General features: G+C 65.6%; 11 protein-coding genes and 1 pseudogene. 4 read left to right on the top strand and 8 right to left on the bottom strand.

What is annotated here, in order from left to right; translation table 11 throughout:
• Positions 1–70 precede the first annotated feature (70 nt).
• On the top strand, positions 71–769 hold the full coding sequence (locus NBE95_RS14525; protein ID WP_289894957.1) for a haloacid dehalogenase type II: 699 nt from the start codon (positions 71–73) through the stop codon (positions 767–769).
• A complete protein-coding gene (locus NBE95_RS14520; RefSeq protein WP_289894956.1) occupies positions 766–2,049 on the top strand; it encodes an FAD-binding oxidoreductase in 1,284 nt (427 codons plus the stop codon). The genes NBE95_RS14525 and NBE95_RS14520 overlap by 4 nt, the downstream gene beginning before the upstream one ends.
• Positions 2,050–2,068: 19 nt before the next feature.
• Here the strand turns inward: NBE95_RS14520 and NBE95_RS14515 are convergent, their stop codons facing one another.
• The 8 genes and pseudogenes from NBE95_RS14515 to NBE95_RS14480 all read right to left on the bottom strand — a co-directional run bounded on the left by NBE95_RS14515 (position 2,069) and on the right by NBE95_RS14480 (position 14,512).
• The gene (locus NBE95_RS14515) at positions 2,069–2,980 is read right to left on the bottom strand and encodes a GNAT family N-acetyltransferase (protein WP_289894955.1); all 912 of its coding nucleotides are present in this window, start codon (positions 2,978–2,980) and stop codon (positions 2,069–2,071) included.
• A gap of 278 nt (positions 2,981–3,258) precedes the next feature.
• Positions 3,259–3,618: pseudogene (locus NBE95_RS14510) on the bottom strand (IS5 family transposase); the annotation flags it as partial.
• A 103-nt stretch (positions 3,619–3,721) separates the two neighbouring features.
• Positions 3,722–6,772: a glycosyltransferase gene (locus NBE95_RS14505; protein ID WP_289894954.1), complete on the bottom strand. Its 3,051-nt coding sequence runs from the start codon at positions 6,770–6,772 to the stop codon at positions 3,722–3,724.
• Positions 6,773–6,836: 64 nt separating this feature from the next.
• Positions 6,837–7,640, bottom strand: a complete 804-nt coding sequence (locus NBE95_RS14500; RefSeq protein WP_289894953.1) for a Stf0 family sulfotransferase — start codon at positions 7,638–7,640, stop codon at positions 6,837–6,839.
• 29 nt (positions 7,641–7,669) lie between these two features.
• The gene (locus NBE95_RS14495) at positions 7,670–10,360 is read right to left on the bottom strand and encodes a tetratricopeptide repeat protein (protein ID WP_289894952.1); all 2,691 of its coding nucleotides are present in this window, start codon (positions 10,358–10,360) and stop codon (positions 7,670–7,672) included.
• Positions 10,361–10,378: 18 nt separating this feature from the next.
• Complete coding sequence (locus tag NBE95_RS14490; protein WP_289894951.1) at positions 10,379–12,910, bottom strand: glycosyltransferase; 2,532 nt, start codon at positions 12,908–12,910, stop codon at positions 10,379–10,381.
• Positions 12,911–12,992: 82 nt separating this feature from the next.
• On the bottom strand, positions 12,993–13,967 hold the full coding sequence (locus NBE95_RS14485; protein WP_289894950.1) for a Hint domain-containing protein: 975 nt from the start codon (positions 13,965–13,967) through the stop codon (positions 12,993–12,995).
• Between the two features lie 44 nt (positions 13,968–14,011).
• Positions 14,012–14,512: a toxin-activating lysine-acyltransferase gene (locus tag NBE95_RS14480; RefSeq protein WP_289894949.1), complete on the bottom strand. Its 501-nt coding sequence runs from the start codon at positions 14,510–14,512 to the stop codon at positions 14,012–14,014.
• Positions 14,513–15,172: 660 nt separating this feature from the next.
• Here NBE95_RS14480 and NBE95_RS14475 point away from each other — a divergent pair.
• Both NBE95_RS14475 and NBE95_RS14470 read left to right on the top strand, forming a co-directional pair.
• Positions 15,173–15,493, top strand: a complete 321-nt coding sequence (locus NBE95_RS14475; protein WP_289894948.1) for a hypothetical protein — start codon at positions 15,173–15,175, stop codon at positions 15,491–15,493.
• A gap of 284 nt (positions 15,494–15,777) precedes the next feature.
• Positions 15,778–16,788 (top strand): helix-turn-helix domain-containing protein, encoded by a 1,011-nt coding sequence (locus NBE95_RS14470; protein ID WP_019352176.1) that lies wholly within the window; start codon positions 15,778–15,780, stop codon positions 16,786–16,788.
• Positions 16,789–17,078 lie beyond the last annotated feature (290 nt).

Genomic DNA, 17,078 nt, shown 5'->3' with positions numbered 1-17,078 from the left:
TTGCCGGAATTTCGCAATCTCCTGCCGTCAGGCGCCCGACTGCCGCATGCGCTGTCGCAAGACCGCGCCAATGATGGATCAGACGGACCAACAGGAGGCCCCCATGGCGCTGCGCCCGAAATTCATTACCTTCGATTGCCACGGCACGATGATCTTCTTCGACATGGCAGGCGCCGCGCGCGACCATTACGGCGCGCAGCTTTCCGGTCCGCAGATGGAGAAATTCATCGCCAATTTCGCGGCCTACCGCCTGGACGAGGTGCTGGGCGCCTGGAAACCCTATGCCGAGGTCGTCCACAACGCGCTGGAACGCACCTGCAAGCGCAACGGCATCGCCTTCGATCCCGCGGTGGCCGAGGACATCTATGCCCGCGTGCCGACCTGGGGGCCGAACCTCGACGTGCCTGCGGGGCTTGGGCGCATCGCCGGAAAGATCCCGCTGGTCGCGCTGACCAATTCGATGAACGACCAGATCCCGCATAACATCGCCAGGCTGGGCGCGCCCATCGACCATGTCTTCACCGCCGAAAGCGCGGGCGCCTACAAGCCGCAGATGCGGGCCTTCGAATACATGTTCGACCAGCTTGGCTGCGGCCCCGAGGACGTGCTGCATGTGTCCTCGTCGTTCCGCTATGACCTGATGACCGCGCATGACCTGGGCATCCGCAACAAGGTCTGGGTCAATCGCGGCCATGAGCCGGCCAATCCCCATTACGGCTATATCGAGGTCAGGGACATCTCGGGCCTGGCCGAGGTGGTGGGGCTGTGACGAAATACGCATCCTATTGGCACGATGGCGTGCCCCCCTTTGCGGGCGCCGAGGCCGGCCCGGTCGAGGGCCGCTTCGACGTGGCCGTGATCGGCGGCGGCTTCACCGGGCTGAACGCCGCCCGCAGCCTGGCGAAAGCCGGGGTGCGCGTGGCGCTGCTCGAGGCCGAGCATGTCGGCTGGGGCGCGTCGGGCCGCAATGGCGGGCATCTGAACAACGGCATCGCGCATGGCTATGCCGATGCCAAGGCGCATCTGGGGGCAGAGCGCGCCCATGCCCTGTATCGCGCCTATGACCGATCCATCGACATGATCGAGCAGATCGTGGCCGAGGAAGGCATCGCCTGCGATTTCCGCCGCTCGGGCAAGCTGAAGCTGGCCTCCAAGCCCAGCCATGTCGCGAGCCTGCGCGCGAATTTCGACCTGATCCATGCCGAGGTCGATCCCGACACCCGCTGGCTGGACCGCGACCAGGTGCGAAGCGAGGTCGGGTCCGACAGCTTCCACGGCGGGATGCTTTATGAGAAATCCGCGATGATCCACATGGGCCGCTATGCGCAGGGGCTTGCCACGGCGGCGCATCGCCAAGGCACGCGGATCTGGGAAGGCGCGCCCGTGACCGGCCGGACAAAACTGGCCGATGGCTGGCAGGTGCAGACCCCGCGCGGCAGTCTGACCGCGGACCGGGTGATCGTGGCGACCGGCGCCTATGGCACGACGGCGCCCTTGCGGCATTTCCGGCGGCGCATCATCTCGGTCGGGTCGTTCATCATCGCCACGCGGCCCCTGTCGGATGCCGAGGTCGCCGCCACCCTGCCCGGCGACCGGACCTGCGTCACCTCGATGAATATCGGCAACTATTTCCGCCTGTCGCCCGACCGGCGGCTGATCTTTGGCGGGCGGGCACGGTTCTCGGCCCGGTCGGACCAGACCTCGGACGCGAAATCGGGCACGATCCTGCGCCGGTCGATGGCCGCGATCTTTCCGCATCTGGCGGATATTCCCGTCGATTATTGCTGGGGCGGGCTGGTGGACATGACCAAGGACCGCTTCCCCCGCGCCGGAGAGGTGGACGGCATGATCTACGGCATGGGCTATTCCGGCCATGGCGCGCAGATGTCCACGCTGGTCGGGCAGGTCCTGGCGGACATCGCCCTGGGCCGGCGCGGCACGAATCCGCTGGAGGGCCTCGCCTGGCCCGCGATCCCGGCGCATAGCGGCAAGCCCTGGTTCCTGCCGCTGGTGGGGTTGTGGTTCGGGCTGAAAGACCGGCTGTCCTGATCGCGCGGCGATGGGAACGCTACCCCAGCGAATGCGACGCCAAGGCGTAGATCACCGCCCCTTCCGTGGCACGACGGTGGGGGCCGATGCACATTTCCGTAACCGTGTCGAAGGCCAGCAGCCCGGCATCGGTCAAGAAGGACAAGATGCCCTCGCTGTCCATCGGCGTATCGAGGCGCGTGAAACGCCCCGCATTCGCCCGGATCAGCGGTGTGATCAGCGCTTTTGCCATGGCGTCCTCCTTAGCAACGACGGGACCGATCACCGTGCCTTTGCCGAAATCACGCTGCAGCGCAAAGCCGCAAACGGCACCGTCGCGCAGCGCGACTATGCCGGTCGACAGGGGCAGCAGCGCATCCAGCACCCGCGTTCGCTTCGCGCCATAGGCGATCGCGTCCAGTGACCGAAGGCTTGCTTCATCCTCTGCCCGCAGATCGCGGACCAGAATGCCGGGTGCGTCAACGGGCCCAATGTCCCGCGCAATGCCCTGCTGCTGGCGGATGATGCCCACCGGCCGGAACCCCGCCGCGGTATAAAGGCGATACCCCGAATGCGTCGCGCTGAGCCGCAGATCCCGGCCCGCGCAATCGGCCATCACCCGCTGCAACAGCCACTTGCCCGCCCCACGCGCCTGCAACCGCGGCACCGTGACCATCATCCCCAGCATGGCGAAATCGTCGCCCGTGGGGAAATACATGGCCGATCCAAGGGGTCGGCCGATCTCGTCAACCGCCAGGTAGCCCTGCCCCAGCGACAGGAACAGATCCAGGTCGCGGGGACGATGCGGCCACAGCACCCCCACCGTCAACTCGTGCAGCAATTGCCGCTGCGCCATGCGCAAGGGTTTGGCGCTGGCATCATAGGCGTCGATGCGCAAATGCGGCAGGAGGTTGCGATCACCTGTTGCCAAGCCCGCTTCGTTCTGACCCATGTTGCCCCGCTTCAAGACTGTCCCCGGGCAGTATGCCCGCTGTTCCCCGCCATTTGATGCCGTATCACGGGCTGCAGGACAAAGATCGTGCCGCCGGGCCCGATGGTCCGATCAGATGCACCTGTATCGCTCGTCCTGAAATCCTCTGGACCAGTGACCGGGAAACGCGCTGCTTAGCGGTCCGGTCTTGCCCCGTTTCACCGGACACTCAGCCGGTTGCGGCTTGCGCTGGCGATGCACTCGTGGGGCGATGCGTTAGGGTCCAGCCTCATTGATGGTCAAAGCCAGAACATGACGGTCGCAGCGAGGGCGACGGCGACGGCGGACAGGAATGTCTTGGCACATCTGTCGTATCTGGTAGCGACCCTGCGCCAGTCTTTTAGTCGCCCGAACATGATCTCGATCCGGTTGCGGCGTTTGTAGCGTCGTTTGTCGTGTCTGATGGGCTTTCCGCGTGACTTCCGGCCCGGGATACATGGCTTTATCCCCTTGTCTTTCAATGCATCTCGGAACCAGTTGGCATCATAGCCCCGGTCGGCCAACAACCATTCTGCCTTCGGCAAACTGCCCAGCAGCGCGACCGCACCGGTGTAGTCTCCGACTTGGCCGGCGGTCATGAAGAACGTCAGCGGCCGCCCCTCCTGTCGCCGTCAGCAAGCCCAGGCAAGGCAAGCCCCCGGGATAGGCCGCCGATGCCCGCCCGATGCCTGGGGCGGGCATCGGCCGGATCACAATGTATGATCACAATGTATAAGGAATCGCCGCCCGGTGCAGCGCCTCGTGCAAGGCGCTGGCCAAGGTGACCGGCACCGCGTCGCTCTGCACGGTCGCGCCATCCAGGGTGCCGCTGTTCAGATTGGCCAGCAGGGCCTGCGCCGGCATGGTAATGCAGATGCAATCCCCTTGCAGCGCGCGGTGGGCTTCCTGCCGGACGCCGCCCCAGGGCGGGGGTGCCTCTGGCTCCGGTGGCGGCGGCGCAACGACCCCGACCACGGGCAGGGCCGCCTGTCCCTGCGCCCGGCGGTAAAGGTTCAGGTAGCGGGCCGCCATCAAGCGGGTGGATTCGGCCAGTCCGGGACCATTCTGCCACGCCGCCAGCGCAAGATCGGCGCGATCCTGTTCGGCCGGGTCGAAGGCGATCCCGATCAATTGCCGATATAGCAGGCCGATATCGTCATGCGGCAGCACCCAACCCGCGCCACTGGCGCGGACGCGGCCCGCCACCGTGGGGAAATCGAAGACCAGAGCCGGGATACCCACCGACCACAATTCGGTCAGCGTGTGGCAATAGGTTTCGTCCCAGATCGAGAACACCGCCCCCAGGTGGATACCCAGGCCTCTGACACGGCTGGCGAAATCGTCACGGCTATAGGTTCCATGCCGGACCAGGCGCGGATCGTCGATCTGGGCCGAGGCATCGACCCGGCCCAGAACGTGGAACTCCAGCAGGCGGTCGCGGTCCATGTCGAGCAGCGCCTGGATCACGCCCAGTCCTTTCGCGGTGCCGATATTGCCCGGCACCAGGATGCGGACCGGCTGTCCGTGCCGGGGCACCTGGCGCAGCCGTAACAGCTCAGGGAAGTCGCGGCCATGCGGAATGATGGCGAAGGCCGCCGGGTCGATTCCGGGCAGCGCGGCCAGAATCCGCGCCCTGGCGCTGGCCGAGGTGGTCACGAAAGCGTCGCAACAGGCCAGCGCCCTGTCGAAACGTTCACGCCAAAAGCCGATCCAGGCCGCCCCGGCAGGGGGCATGGCATCGGGCTTCCACAGCTCGGGAACGACCTCGCCGGCCAGTTGGTCCAGATCGCCGCCATAGAACACCCCGTCGGCCTGCAGCAGCTTGACCGAGGGGCAGATCGTATAGAAATCGTGGAAGGAAAACACCACCCTACAACCGGTTTCCTTGGCAATGCGCGGCAGGTTCAGGCTGTGCCAGGCCAAGTGGCGGATATGCACGATGCCGAATTCGAAACGCCGCAGCCAGCCCGCGACCACTTCGTCATATTCGGTCGAGGCATGGCGGATCGGGTCGATCGCTTCGCCGAGATCGTGGCGGAGCATCTCGTGCAGCTTGCCGTCCTGCCAGCGCGACAGGACGAGATGCGTGGAATCGCAGCGCAACAGCCATGAATCGCGAACATCGTACAGGGCCGTCATCAGGTCGATATTGGTATGCGGTGTACCGCCGGTCTGGGTCGCCACCACATAAAGCGTCCGGGGCAGGGTCGCGCGCGGATCCTGGCAATCCTCTTGCGCGCGCCGCGCCTGCATCCGGGCCAGCGCCAGTTCGTCGCCATGCGCAAAGACCCGAATGGCCTTCTTGTATTCGGGATAGCGGCGGTCGATCACCGCGCGACCCGCCTTGATCAACTCGTCCTTGGCGCTGCCGAAGCTTTTCGAGCGGTCGTGAAAGACATAGGTGCGGTCGTCGACCAGATGCAGCCAGCCGGCGCGACCGGCCCGCATACAGAAGTCGTTTTCCTCGCCATAGCCGCGCGGGAATGCCTGGACGTCCAGGGCGCCGATCTCGTCCAGGCAGGCCCGGTGGATGAACATGCAAAAGCCGTTGCCGGTAGGAACCAGCGGGTAAAGGCCCAGCGCGCGGCGCCGGAAGGCGCGGGCAAAGGTGATTTCGTCGATCCCCGGCGGCAGGCCGTTGTCATTGCCCATGTCGGGCGCGGAAAAGGCACCGGCCCTGTCCGACATGGGCGTCACCGTGGCGACCCGCGCACGGGAACCGGCAGCGGTCAACAGGCCGCCGATCCAGTCCGGCGTCACCCGCGCATCGCTGTTGAGCAGGATCGGATGCTTGCGCCCGATCTCGGCGATGCCGCGGTTCACGGTGGCGGTGAAGCCCAGGTTGCGATCGTTGCGCAGCACCCGGATGTTGGGGCAGGCGCTGGCCTGATCCAGCAATCTCGCGATCCCGGGATCGGGCGAAGCGTCGTCGACAAACAGGATCTCGACCTCGGCGGGGGTATGGGCGCGCAGCCGTTCGATGCAGATCGCCACGTCCTCGGCGGCGTTGTAGACCGGCACGATCACCGCGCAATCCGCGGGCGCGATCCGCGCGGCGGGAGCGGGAAGATAGAGCTGTCCCTGCACCTCGACCGTCTTGCTGATCAGTCTGCCGTCCGGCAGCCGCAACGAGATCGCATGCGTCCCCTTGCCAAGCTGGCGCAGGGGCAACGACAGGCGCACACCACCGCGCCCCTCGGACAGGCCTGCGCGCAGGAGATCGTCGCGGAGCTGATCGTTCAGCACCTTGCAGAAGAAGACGCCGTCGATCAGCACCTCGATCCGCAGGATCTGGCCGATGTTGTTGCGGTTGGTCACCCAGCCGCGCAGATGGGTTTCGCCCAGCTTCTCGATCCGGCCGTCGCAATCCAGGGCGATAGGCTGGGACTCGGGTTCCGGCGCGGGCGGGGGCATCTGGATCGCGACCTGCCGCGTCATGAGGGTCTGCGTCCCGCCCGCGATCCGCAGCTCGATCAGCGCGGTCTGGTCGCTCGGCCAGGGCTGGCCCCGCGCGTCCGTCGCCGGCATGGGGCAGCGAAAACCGTATCGGCCATCGCCGAAACCCGCCGCCTCGACATCGGGCCGATGGTCGCCCGCCAGAACCGAGAAGCCGACACCCTGGCCGTTCGCCAGCAGGTCGACCTGCAGGGGCCCTTGATGGCTGGCGGCCCTGATCCAGCCCATGATGGCCCCGTCGTGGATGCCATCGATATGGCCGGAAAATTCGGGCGCGGCGGCGACCGTCTCGGACTTGCGAAAAGGCAGCTTTCTCATAATGCGGTTCATGATGAAATCCTGAAGGGAGAAGGTCGGGAGCCCGGGGAACCGGCGGTGGCCCTCAGGGCGCGCAAAGTGTAAGCCAGGGCGCGCGTTCATCATCGATCTCGGCAAGGTAAGCTGCGGCGTCGTCGTGGAATCGCTGGGCGAAATCCTGATTCTTGGCGGTGGCGATCTTTCGGTGCGCCGAGCCGGTGGACGCATCGCCGGGGGGAGCCACGCCGATGCCCTGGGCGATCCGCGCCACGGCCCCGGCCTCGCCCATGGCGGTCATGCCCTCATAGCTGATGCGGAGGGGCGCGATGCCGTGGCGGGCCAGCATCGCCTCGGTCTGCCGCTCCGCCATCAGGATATGGTCCAGCCAGTGCCGGATCGCCGCCGGATCATAGTCGAAGCTCCGGTCGCTCGCGGTGATCTCATCATTGCTGTTCAGCGCGGAATGCGACACCGAGGTCGCGACCATCTTGGCCAGCGACACGGCCTGCGCCACGATGTCCTTGCGGATCAGCCAGAAAACCGGCGCCTGCGGGAAATGCGCCAGGAAGGCCGCCTCATCGGCAAAGACCGCCTGCAACTGGTGATAGGTGATCTGGCAGCCATAGACACCATGGGTGTTTCGCCGCCGCTGCAGAAGCTCGACATATTCCGGCATGTTCCGGGCACCAAGCGCGCGGGTCATCCGGGGCATGAATTGCGGGTTGAAGCATTCGTCCGGACGGCTGAGACGACCGCTGCGTTCGCAGATATCGGTCAACCAGCTGCTGCCGCTGCGCGGGGTGAAGAAGATCACATAGCTCCGCCCGGCGCGCGGACGAACCCGGCGTTCGGCCTCAAGCTGGTTCGGGGGCAGGTTCTGGTCGAACAAGGCTGGTTCCGGGGGCGATGGGACGTCGGTCATGTTTGCGGCTCGGACAAAGGGGACAGGTTTGCGGCAAGGCGGGATAGCCCGCCCGCCGCGTCGCGGCGGTTCCAGTAGGATTTGCCCGCCTTGTAGGAAAGCGGGCTGTGAAATTGCACGGTGCGCCCAAGTTGCCAGCGCGGCAGCACGCGCAGCGAGGGCGCCAGGCCCGAGGCGGCGGTCGTCTGGATATGCCAGGCGACGGCGCGGGTCAGAAGGCCCGGGCCGGTCTTGCCCCAGACGGTTTCGTTATGGCGTTCCTCCAGCGCGCTTTTGGCGCAAAGCGCGGCCCACAGGATGGCGGGATGCCGGGGCGGGGCGACGATCAGATTGTTGCCGACCGCGCCTGTCGGTTCGCGGTAAAGCGTCAGGCAGGATGCCCCCTGGAGGAGGTCGGCGGCATCCCCGGTCAACCAGTCGTCGCAATCGGCATAGATGCCGCCGTGCAGCCCGATATGGCACAGGCGGAAGAAATCGCTTTCCTCGGTCGCGGAACCGGCCCGGCCAAAGGCGCGCAGCCAGTCCGGTCCCAGCCGCTCCGACAGGAATTCCCGGGCGCTGCGGCGGTCGAACAGCCGATGCGCAAAACCCTTTGCCCCTTGCCAGGTCGCGACCGCGTCGCGCACCTGCGGCGGCGGATTTCCCTGGCTCCAGAACTGGACGATGCTGCGGGGCACCGGCTGGGGCGATGCGGCTTCGGGCCGGCCGGGCCGGTCCATCCATTGGGCCAGCACCGCCATCGCCCGCAGCGTCAGGTCGGCCCCAGCGATGCCCGGCGCCGGAAGCTGCACCGCCTCGGCCAGCAGGAAGCCCTGCAGCGAGGGCGCCAGATGCGCCCGCGGATTGTCCCGCCACAGGCGTTGGCGCAGTTCCCCGAGTGCCGTCCCCTCGGCCATCGAAAGTGCGTTTGCGACATACCAGTCGGCATGGGGGACCATCGCGGCACCGCCCTCGGCCCATATGTTCGTGGCCCGGCGCAGCTGGTCCAGCTCGGCCCAGCCCTGCGCGATCACCCTGCGCCAGGCCGGGGGCATATCGGGCTGGCGCCGGGCGGCGGTCTCCAGAACCTGTCCGGCCACCGCATCCAAGCCCGCGCCGCAAAGGCTGGACAGGTAGTCCCGCAGCACGGCCGGATTGTCGGGATGGCGGCGCCAGATGAGCCCCAGATAGCGAGCCGCCAGCCGGATGCGGCCCTGTTGCCGCAGAAGGCCGGCGATCTGCAGCGCGGCCTCGGCGCGCGGCAGCGCCGGATGCCTGTCCCGAAGCGCCAGGGCCTTTGCCGGCGTATCGGTCAGCGCGGCCAGGTCCATAAGGATCCGGCTGCGATCCTCGGGCGGAACGCGATCCGCAAAATGGCGACCGATCCGCCGCCAATGCGGCAGCCCCGCGCGATAGCTCGCCTGCAGGATGGCTCGGGCAGTGTCCAGCCGCACGGTTTCCTTGCCGAAAAGCGCCCGAGCCACGGCGTCGAACGCGGCCCCCTGCCCCACCATGTCGGCCTTGCGGTAGACCTGCCAGAGCAGGTCCGCGGGCAGTTCGGGGGCGAGCGCGGCCAGCGCGTCCCTGTTGCGCCGCAGCAGGTCCGCCGCCCGGTCATCGGCGACATGGTGCAACCCCCTGCAGAGCAGCACGCCAAGAGGCAGCCGCTGTGCGGGCTGGGCCGCGCCCGCCAGCCGGTCCGAGACCTCTTGCAGCATCCGCGCCAGCTCATCGGTCCGACCCGCCAGGCGCAAGGCCTCGACGCGGGCAAGCAGGGCGTCCTGGTGATGCGGGTCAAGGGCAAGCAGCCGGTCCAGAACCTCAAGGCTGGCCTCGTGCTGCTGGCCATGGCGATGGGAATGCGCCAGGTTCAGCAGGATATGCGTATTCTCCGGATGCTGCCGGGCCAGCGCCGCAAGCAGCGTGATGCTGTCGCGAATGCGGCCAAGCTGGCGCAGCAGGCTGCCCTGCCGCAGCCGGATCGCCGGATTGTCGGCGGTGTTTTCAAGGAAGGCTTCGGCCTGCGCCAGCGCATCGTCATAGCGGCGCAGGCCGGTCAGAGCATTGATCCGCGCCAGCACCAGCCGCGCATCATCGGGCGCCCGCGCCAATGCCGTCTCGCAGGCAGCAAGGCAATCCAGGTGGGAGCCGCCTGCCTGGGCGACGAGCGCCAGCTCGGTCAGCACGTCGGACTGGTCGGGATGGCGGTGGCGCAGGGCCGCCACAAGCTCCTGCGCGCGGGCGATCTGCCCTGCCTGGCGCAGCAGGGCGCATCGGCGGAGCTGGAACGGCAGGTGATCCGGTGCTGCCTCGCAAGCCTGGTCGAGGAAGGCCAGCGCCTTCTGGGGGTGGCCCAGCCGCATGGCGGTTTCGACGCGGCCGCCCAGAGCGACGGTATTGCCGGGCTGGATGGCAAGGATATCGTCGCAAAAGCGGATGCTTTCGTCGTAATTCCCTGCCAGCCGGTGCGATAACGATAGCTCGTATCGGATCGTCCCATGCCGGGGAAAGCCTCGCAGCAACTCTTCCAGGCACAGGATGCTTTGCCCATACCGGCCGCGCTGGCGCAGTTCATGGGCCCGCCGCAGACCCGCCGCGACGGTTCCGGCCGCATCGGCGGGCAGCAAGGCGTCAGAGGAGGTGCCGGTCGGCGCCGTGGCCGCGCGGGGCGGGGATGCCGCCGGATCTGCCTTCGTTTCTGGACGCATTCTCCGCTCCAGCCGCGCTCAGGCCAGAAGGCGCTGGTCGGCGCACGCTTCGAGAGCGTCAAAGGACATCAGGATACGCGAGGCCAGTTGGCTGCCCCCGTGAAACGGGATGACGATGCCGTTCGGCGCCGCGCGCACGGCATCCCCCTGCGCGCCGATTCCGAAGGCCATGACCGGCAGCCGCGTCGCCAGCGCCTCGTGAACCGTATAGCAGAAGGTCTCGGGCCAGACGGAAGGGATCAGCCAATGCGTGATGCCGTAACGGCGGATCAGGACGCCCAGATCGTTCAGCGTATACGAGCCATGCACCTGGACCGAGTTCGGCAGCGCATAGCTGGGGTCGATATTGCCGATCAGAACCAACCGGGTGTCCTTCCCGGTCCTGAAGATTTCCCCGGCCAGGTCCTGCAGGACGCGGGCGCCCTTTTGCAACCCGATATTGCCCAGGACACCGATCACGGCCGGCTTGTCCCGCGCAGGCGCGGCAAAGACCGGCATCGGCTGGCGCGGCTCGTGCGGGCGAACCACGATACGGTCGCGCAGATGCGGCCAGGCCGAAGCGACATGCATGGCGCTGTTGGCCGAGAAGACCACGATCTGCGAGCGGTCGGCCAGCTTGCGCCAGGCCGCCTGCCATACGGCAAGGGCGACGGGGCTGCCGTCGTGGCGGCGGGCCCGATGGGCGGCGTCCTCGCGCGCGGGCGTGACCGGGCCGCGATAGCTGCCGTCGCTGTCCAGCAGCGTATAGCTGGGCGACAGGGGCAGGTAGTCGTGAAACAGGATCTGCGATTCGTCCTGCGGCTCGATCATGGACAGCAGGATCTCGGGGATCTCGACCGGGTCGGGATCGCCCACGCCGCAGGAATAGACCAGCCGCCGCCGGGGCAGGCAGGCCAGCAATTCGCGGATGATGCCGATGTCGTCGCTTTGTCCATGTCCGCGCCCCAGCGGCGTGACCAGTTCAAGCTGCCAACGCCGTGAGGTGCCGACCCGCAGCACGACCGAGGATCGCCCCTCTGCCAAATCCGCCGAGATCTGCCGCTCCAGCCAGATATCCGCGCCGCCCCCCAGGTTATGCGCCAGATAGACCGGCACCGGCCGCAGCGGATCGGCGCTGCCGATCCAGACAAGGCCCAAGGCCAGCCGGGCTGTGGACAAGGGATCGGCGGCAATGAACTGCTGTACCGACCGGTCGAAATCCGGGTAGCGTTCGCGAATGATCGCACCGTTCCGGCTGATCCGTTCCTGCTTGACCGCCGTGCCGAAACTGGCGCCACCGCGATGCTCGACGAAAAGCCCCGGCAGCGCCAGATGCACGCCGCCCATGCGGGCGATACGCTGGCACCAGTCCACCTCCTCGCCATAGCCCTTGCCGAAGGCGGTGTCGAAGAGCGGCAGCCGGGCCAGCCATTGCCGGCTCATCGCCATGCAGAAGCCGACGCCGGTCGGCAGAACGCAGGGCAACGCCTCGGGCGCGAAGCGCCGGGCGACGGCATCGATGGCATCCCCCTGCCCCTCGATCAGATTGCTGCGCTGGCAGATCACCGGCACCGACAGGATCTCGGCATCGTTGGACATCGGGGTGACGCTGGCGATGTTTTCGTTGTTCTGGAACGGCCGCAGGATCCGGCTGGCCCAGTCCGGCGGCACCAGCGCGTCCGAATTCAGGATGACCACCGGCCCTTCGTCCGGGCCGCCATGGAGCATCGCGTGCCGAAGCCCCCGGTTGACTGCGCCGACGAAGCCCAGGTTCTGGGCGCATGGGATCAGCTCGACCCAGCCGCGCCCGGACGCCCAGTCCTGCAGGAACGGCAAGACGCGCGGATCGGTCGAGCCGTCCTCGACCAGAATCAGCCGGCACGGCATGTCGGTGTTGTCCTCCACCCGCCGCAGACATTCGCGCAGCAGATCGAAGGCGTTGTAGACCGGCAGCACGATGGTCAACCGCTTGGGCCGCACCGCCTGGGGCGGAGCGTCGTCGCGCCGGAACAGCCGCGTCTCAAGCTGGGCCATGGCGGGGCGGGGCGACAAAAGCCGCAAGCGCGACTTGATCCGGCTGCGCCAGACTGGCGCGCGTGTCGCGCACCAGCAGGCGATCGCGGGCAGCGCCAGCGCCATGTCGCGGGCGAAGGCCAGCCCCACCTTGGCCACCGCCCGTCGCCGGACCGAAACCGGCAGGCTGAGGGCCGGAATGGCGGGCATATCGGGATCGGTCAGGAAAACCAGTCCCGGCGCGGCGCAGGCCGCGATGACGCGGCGGTCGGCGGGGACGGCAAGGTCAAAGCCGGTATGGTCCGCATGCCCCAGCGCCGCGCTGACATCGGGACGATGGATGCAGGGCATGGCCTCGACATCAAGCCCGGCCAGCAGAAGCCGCACCTTGCGCGCCAGAACCCAGCCAGCGACATGCAGCCGGCCGTTGCGGATCTGGACGACATCGACATGGCCGACGGCCTCCCCCAGGCTGTTCAGGATGGGGCCGGGCATTCCATCCAGTCGGATATGCGCGGTCTCATACCAGCGGTAAAGATGGGTCAAGCGCCGGATCATGGCGTCTCCGTCGAATTCTGGGCAGCACGGCGCAGCCGGTCATCCCAATGATGACCGGCTGTGGTTTCAGAGATTGTCGGACCTATGCGGCCTGGCCGAACTGCTCGATCAGGGCCTCGACACCCTCGCTGAAGGCGGGAATGTTCAGTTGCTCGCGCAGGCCGTCCGGCAGCTGGCGCCGGGACGAAATGCGCAGGCGCTTCATTTCCGGGATGATGCGGTCGCAGCCATAAAGGCTAAGATATTCATCGTAGTTGTCGAAGCCCTTGCGGCCGATGTAATCGACAAAGGTTTCAGCGCACAGCCCGTTGGCCAGGATCTCGTCATGGCTTTCGGTCTCGATATGGTAATAGGTGAACTCCTCGGGCATCTGCGCCAGATCGACGAAATGGATCGAGCCGCCGTTCACCATCGCCCCCGCATTCACCACCATGCCGTCGACGATCAGGCCGTGATCGGCCGAAAGCAGCAGGTCGCTGTGCGGCAGGCCGCGCCCCAGCGCCCCGGCCGAAACACGGACCGGCGCCGCCTTGTCGGACAGCAGCACATGGTTCGTGATCCGCTTGCGCCCCACCCATGTCACCGGCACGGACCGGCCGTCCGCCGTCTTGACCAGGTCGCCGATGGCCAGGCTCTCGACCGCCGTTTCGCCCGTGGGGGTCGCGATCATCGTGCCGTCAAGAAAACAGGTGATGACCAGCTTCAGCAGATCGGAATCGCTGTTCTGCCCGGCGTATTTTCCGACGAAGTAGACATCATAGTTCTGTCCGGCGAATTGCTGCAGCTCGGCGACAGTAAAGGCCCAGGTCATGTTTCCATTTTGCAGATTCACGGAAAGGTCGCCGAAGTAGATTCCGCCGCTGGGGTTCGGGATCTGGGCCGCGACATATTCGCCGCCATTCGTCGTCTGGTCCCCGTCCAGCGCGGGATTGTCCGAACGGCCCCAGTCGCCGGTGATCGTGATGATTTCATCGGGATCGGTGAACTGGTCGATGTCGATGGTATAGGTGTAGTTGTCGTAGTTTCCGGGGCTTTCCTCGGTGCCGTGGGTCAGCACAATCCCAGGCTGATTTGTCGTATCCGTAAGGTTGATACCCATATTTACGTCCTCTCAAGAGCAGTCGTTAAGATTTTTGCACCCCAGGAACGGTCCCGCAGCCGCGTCGATTCGACGACGCGCCGGACCTCGCCCGCACCACTCACCCGCAGGTAGCGGAAGCTTTTGATCCCCTCGGGGATATGCTCGATGAAAGCCCGGAAGGCGTTTGCCCCCGTGCCCTGTTCATATGGTGCGACGATCTCCATCAGCCACAAACGGGGACCGCTGCGCCATTGCGCCGGTCGCAGGGGCGCACCGGCCAGAAATTGCCGCTCGGCCTCGCCATTCAGATGCGCCCAGGTGCAGGCCGCCCTGGGAACCCCGTCATAATAAAAAATCCGCGCCTGTTTCAGGTCGATCGGGGGCTGCACAATGCGCCGGATGTCGCGCAGCGGCCAATCGAGGTGTCGCGACGAATGCATGTAGAGAAAGCTCAAGGCCCCATAGGCGGAAATGGCATCCTGGCTGGGGAACTCGGGTCGGATGTCATGCAGCAACGTCATAGGGCCTCGGTTGTCTTGATTCGCTTTTCAGCAGAAATTCTGGGATGAGCTTTGCGCGCCCTTGCGGCTACAGAGCGGAGAACCTGGAGTAAGATCGTTTCGGGCGCGACCGCGTGGTCGAATCCTGCCATTTTTGGGTGTCTTGCCTTCCTGGGTTTCCTGATTCTCGAAGTGCCGGCCGCCACTGCGTGGTCGCCAAGGACGGCGATTGCTGCATGGTTGCACAAACACCAACCACACCACTTTGGATTGCCTGACTATCCATATTGCGCAGACTATCAATTATTTACGCGACAAGATCGGTATCGCCCGGCCAATCGCCGCTGCGACACGTACCCCGGTTCAGTCGGTTTGACACTGGTCTGGCCAACTTATCATCATGGAAAAACAAGAAATTGGTAGAAACCATGCGGAATATGGATAGTGCAGCCGCACAAGGCCATCTAGTCCTGCGCGAGAACAGAACGACATGGTTCAGATGCGCTGAAGAGGCCGGCCCGAAAGCGATGGCATTATGGATGAGCGATTACAGGAATATCCTAGCCAGACGGATCTTCGGCAGGCGGGACTTGAAGGGCGGGTAGCCTATCGCGTACGAACGATTCCGCCTGTGGAGGCGCGGCTCGATGTGACGATTGTGAATGTTTCCTGGGTTGGAGAATGGCGGAAGTGATTTCAAATTTGCGTCTGATTCAGGCCACAAGCAGCCCGATTCCGTTCGCGCCGCGTACAGAAACGGACGCCCTTACGTCCGGTGGTCCGCCGATCGAAACCGCTAAGGAACCGGTCGCGGCGCCGATGTTGATGGCGCAGCGGCTGTCGAAGGATATACTTGGCCAGGCCGTGATGCCCGAAGCGCAGCTCATGCTGGAGATTGCGGCGGCCGGCCGCTATGGCGGCTCCAACCGTTTCATGGGTCAGATCGAAATTGCGGGCACGGATCTGCAGTTCCGGCAAACGACCGCCACGCAAGCGGCCTAGGCCGCCGAAACCATGCAGCAAGAGCACGCTTTCTGGCGCGGCCAGCGTGAGAACCGCAGTCTCAATATGCCCCCGGAACAGATCGGATGATCCGGATCGACGCCCAAGGACAGCCGGCGCTGCATGTCCGCAAGGCCGTTGGATAAAGCCACAATCTCGAAACAAAATCGAAAACATATTTGACATAATTTGACAATGAGTAATCCCAGAAGCATTCGCCTTTTTGAGGCTGGCAGCAGTTCGACCCGACGCGGATCGAAACCGCAACATGCGGGGACTGGCGCATGACCGAGGAAGAGGAAAGGCGGTTCTCTCCGACCCAATTCTTTTCAAGGACTTTCACCGATAGCGAGTCCCTGGCCGCAAGCATTCCCGGCGGAAAGGTCGATGTCGTTCCGACAGGATACCGGGATTTTCGTGGCACCGTCCGATTGGTCAACCTGGGCAAGGGCGTGTCGCTGCAGTCTGCGGGTGCCACCGCCCCGGTTACCCTTCGCACCGAGTTGATCGGCGGCGACACGCCGGCCACCACGTTTTTCTTTGTGCCCAACCCCGATCCGAAAGCCGCAGTCGATGGTATCCACCTGGCTGCGGATATGGTCTTTTCCCGCAGTTGCGGCGATATCTCCAGCCTGAGAACGGCCGGCCCCTTCGAGCTCCGCGCGGTGTGCATCCTGAACTCGGCCCTGCGCCGCGCCTCGGCAGCGCTGACCGGCCGGGAAAAGATGGCGGCTCTGGAGACCCCGGCCACGCTGAAAAGGGCCGGCGTGGCGCAATTGGCGAATTTGCATAGCCATTACGCCCTCATCACCCAAGCGGTCGATGCCGCAGGCTGGGAAATGATTGCAAGGCGCAAGGCGCTGACGGAATTCGCCAGCGACGCGATCTCCGCCGCGCTGGTCCGGCTGCTGGACACAGGCGACCTGCGGACCGACCATCTGGCCCATCGGCTGCAGACCGCCTCGATGCGCCGGATCGACCGCTTGATCGACGAGGATTCCGATCATCTCATCGGGCTTCAGGAATTATGCGAGAGGGCCGGTCTTTCGCTGCGGACGATTGAATCCATCATCCGCCGGCGCATGGACATGACCGCGCATTCCTATCTGAAGCGGCGCCGCCTGACCCGCGCGCGCAAGGCGCTGCTCAGCCCCGGCGAGGGGGTGACGGTCACCTCGGTCGCCATGGACCACGGTTTCACGCATCTGGGACGGTTCTCGATCTTCTATCGCCAGATGTACGGAGAATCCCCGTCCGAGACGCTGCGAAACGTGACCGGACGGCAAGAGGGTTGAGGCCATGGATCATTCGGCCACAGCGCCTCTGCGTCCCGGCGCGAAGCCAGGCCGCCATTCTGGTGACGGGGGAACGCCCCAACATCATTATCGCGGCCTTTGCGGCGCAGGCGGCAGCTACCCGATCGCGACACCGGAGACGAGAAAAGCCGAAAATGCAAGAAATTTGCGACTTTCGGATAGCGCGGCCCCACCTCACCTGCGATGCAGGCCTGGCAGAATGCCGGGTGACCAAGAACCATGCTCCCGGGTCTGAACTGCCTTGGTGAGCCCGCGTGTATCGCGGGTTT

This window comes from Paracoccus sp. TOH (assembly GCF_030388245.1).
Lineage (GTDB): Bacteria > Pseudomonadota > Alphaproteobacteria > Rhodobacterales > Rhodobacteraceae > Paracoccus > Paracoccus simplex.
The sequence above is the reverse complement of the archived record's forward strand: the minus strand, read 5'-3'. Positions and strand labels throughout refer to the sequence as shown.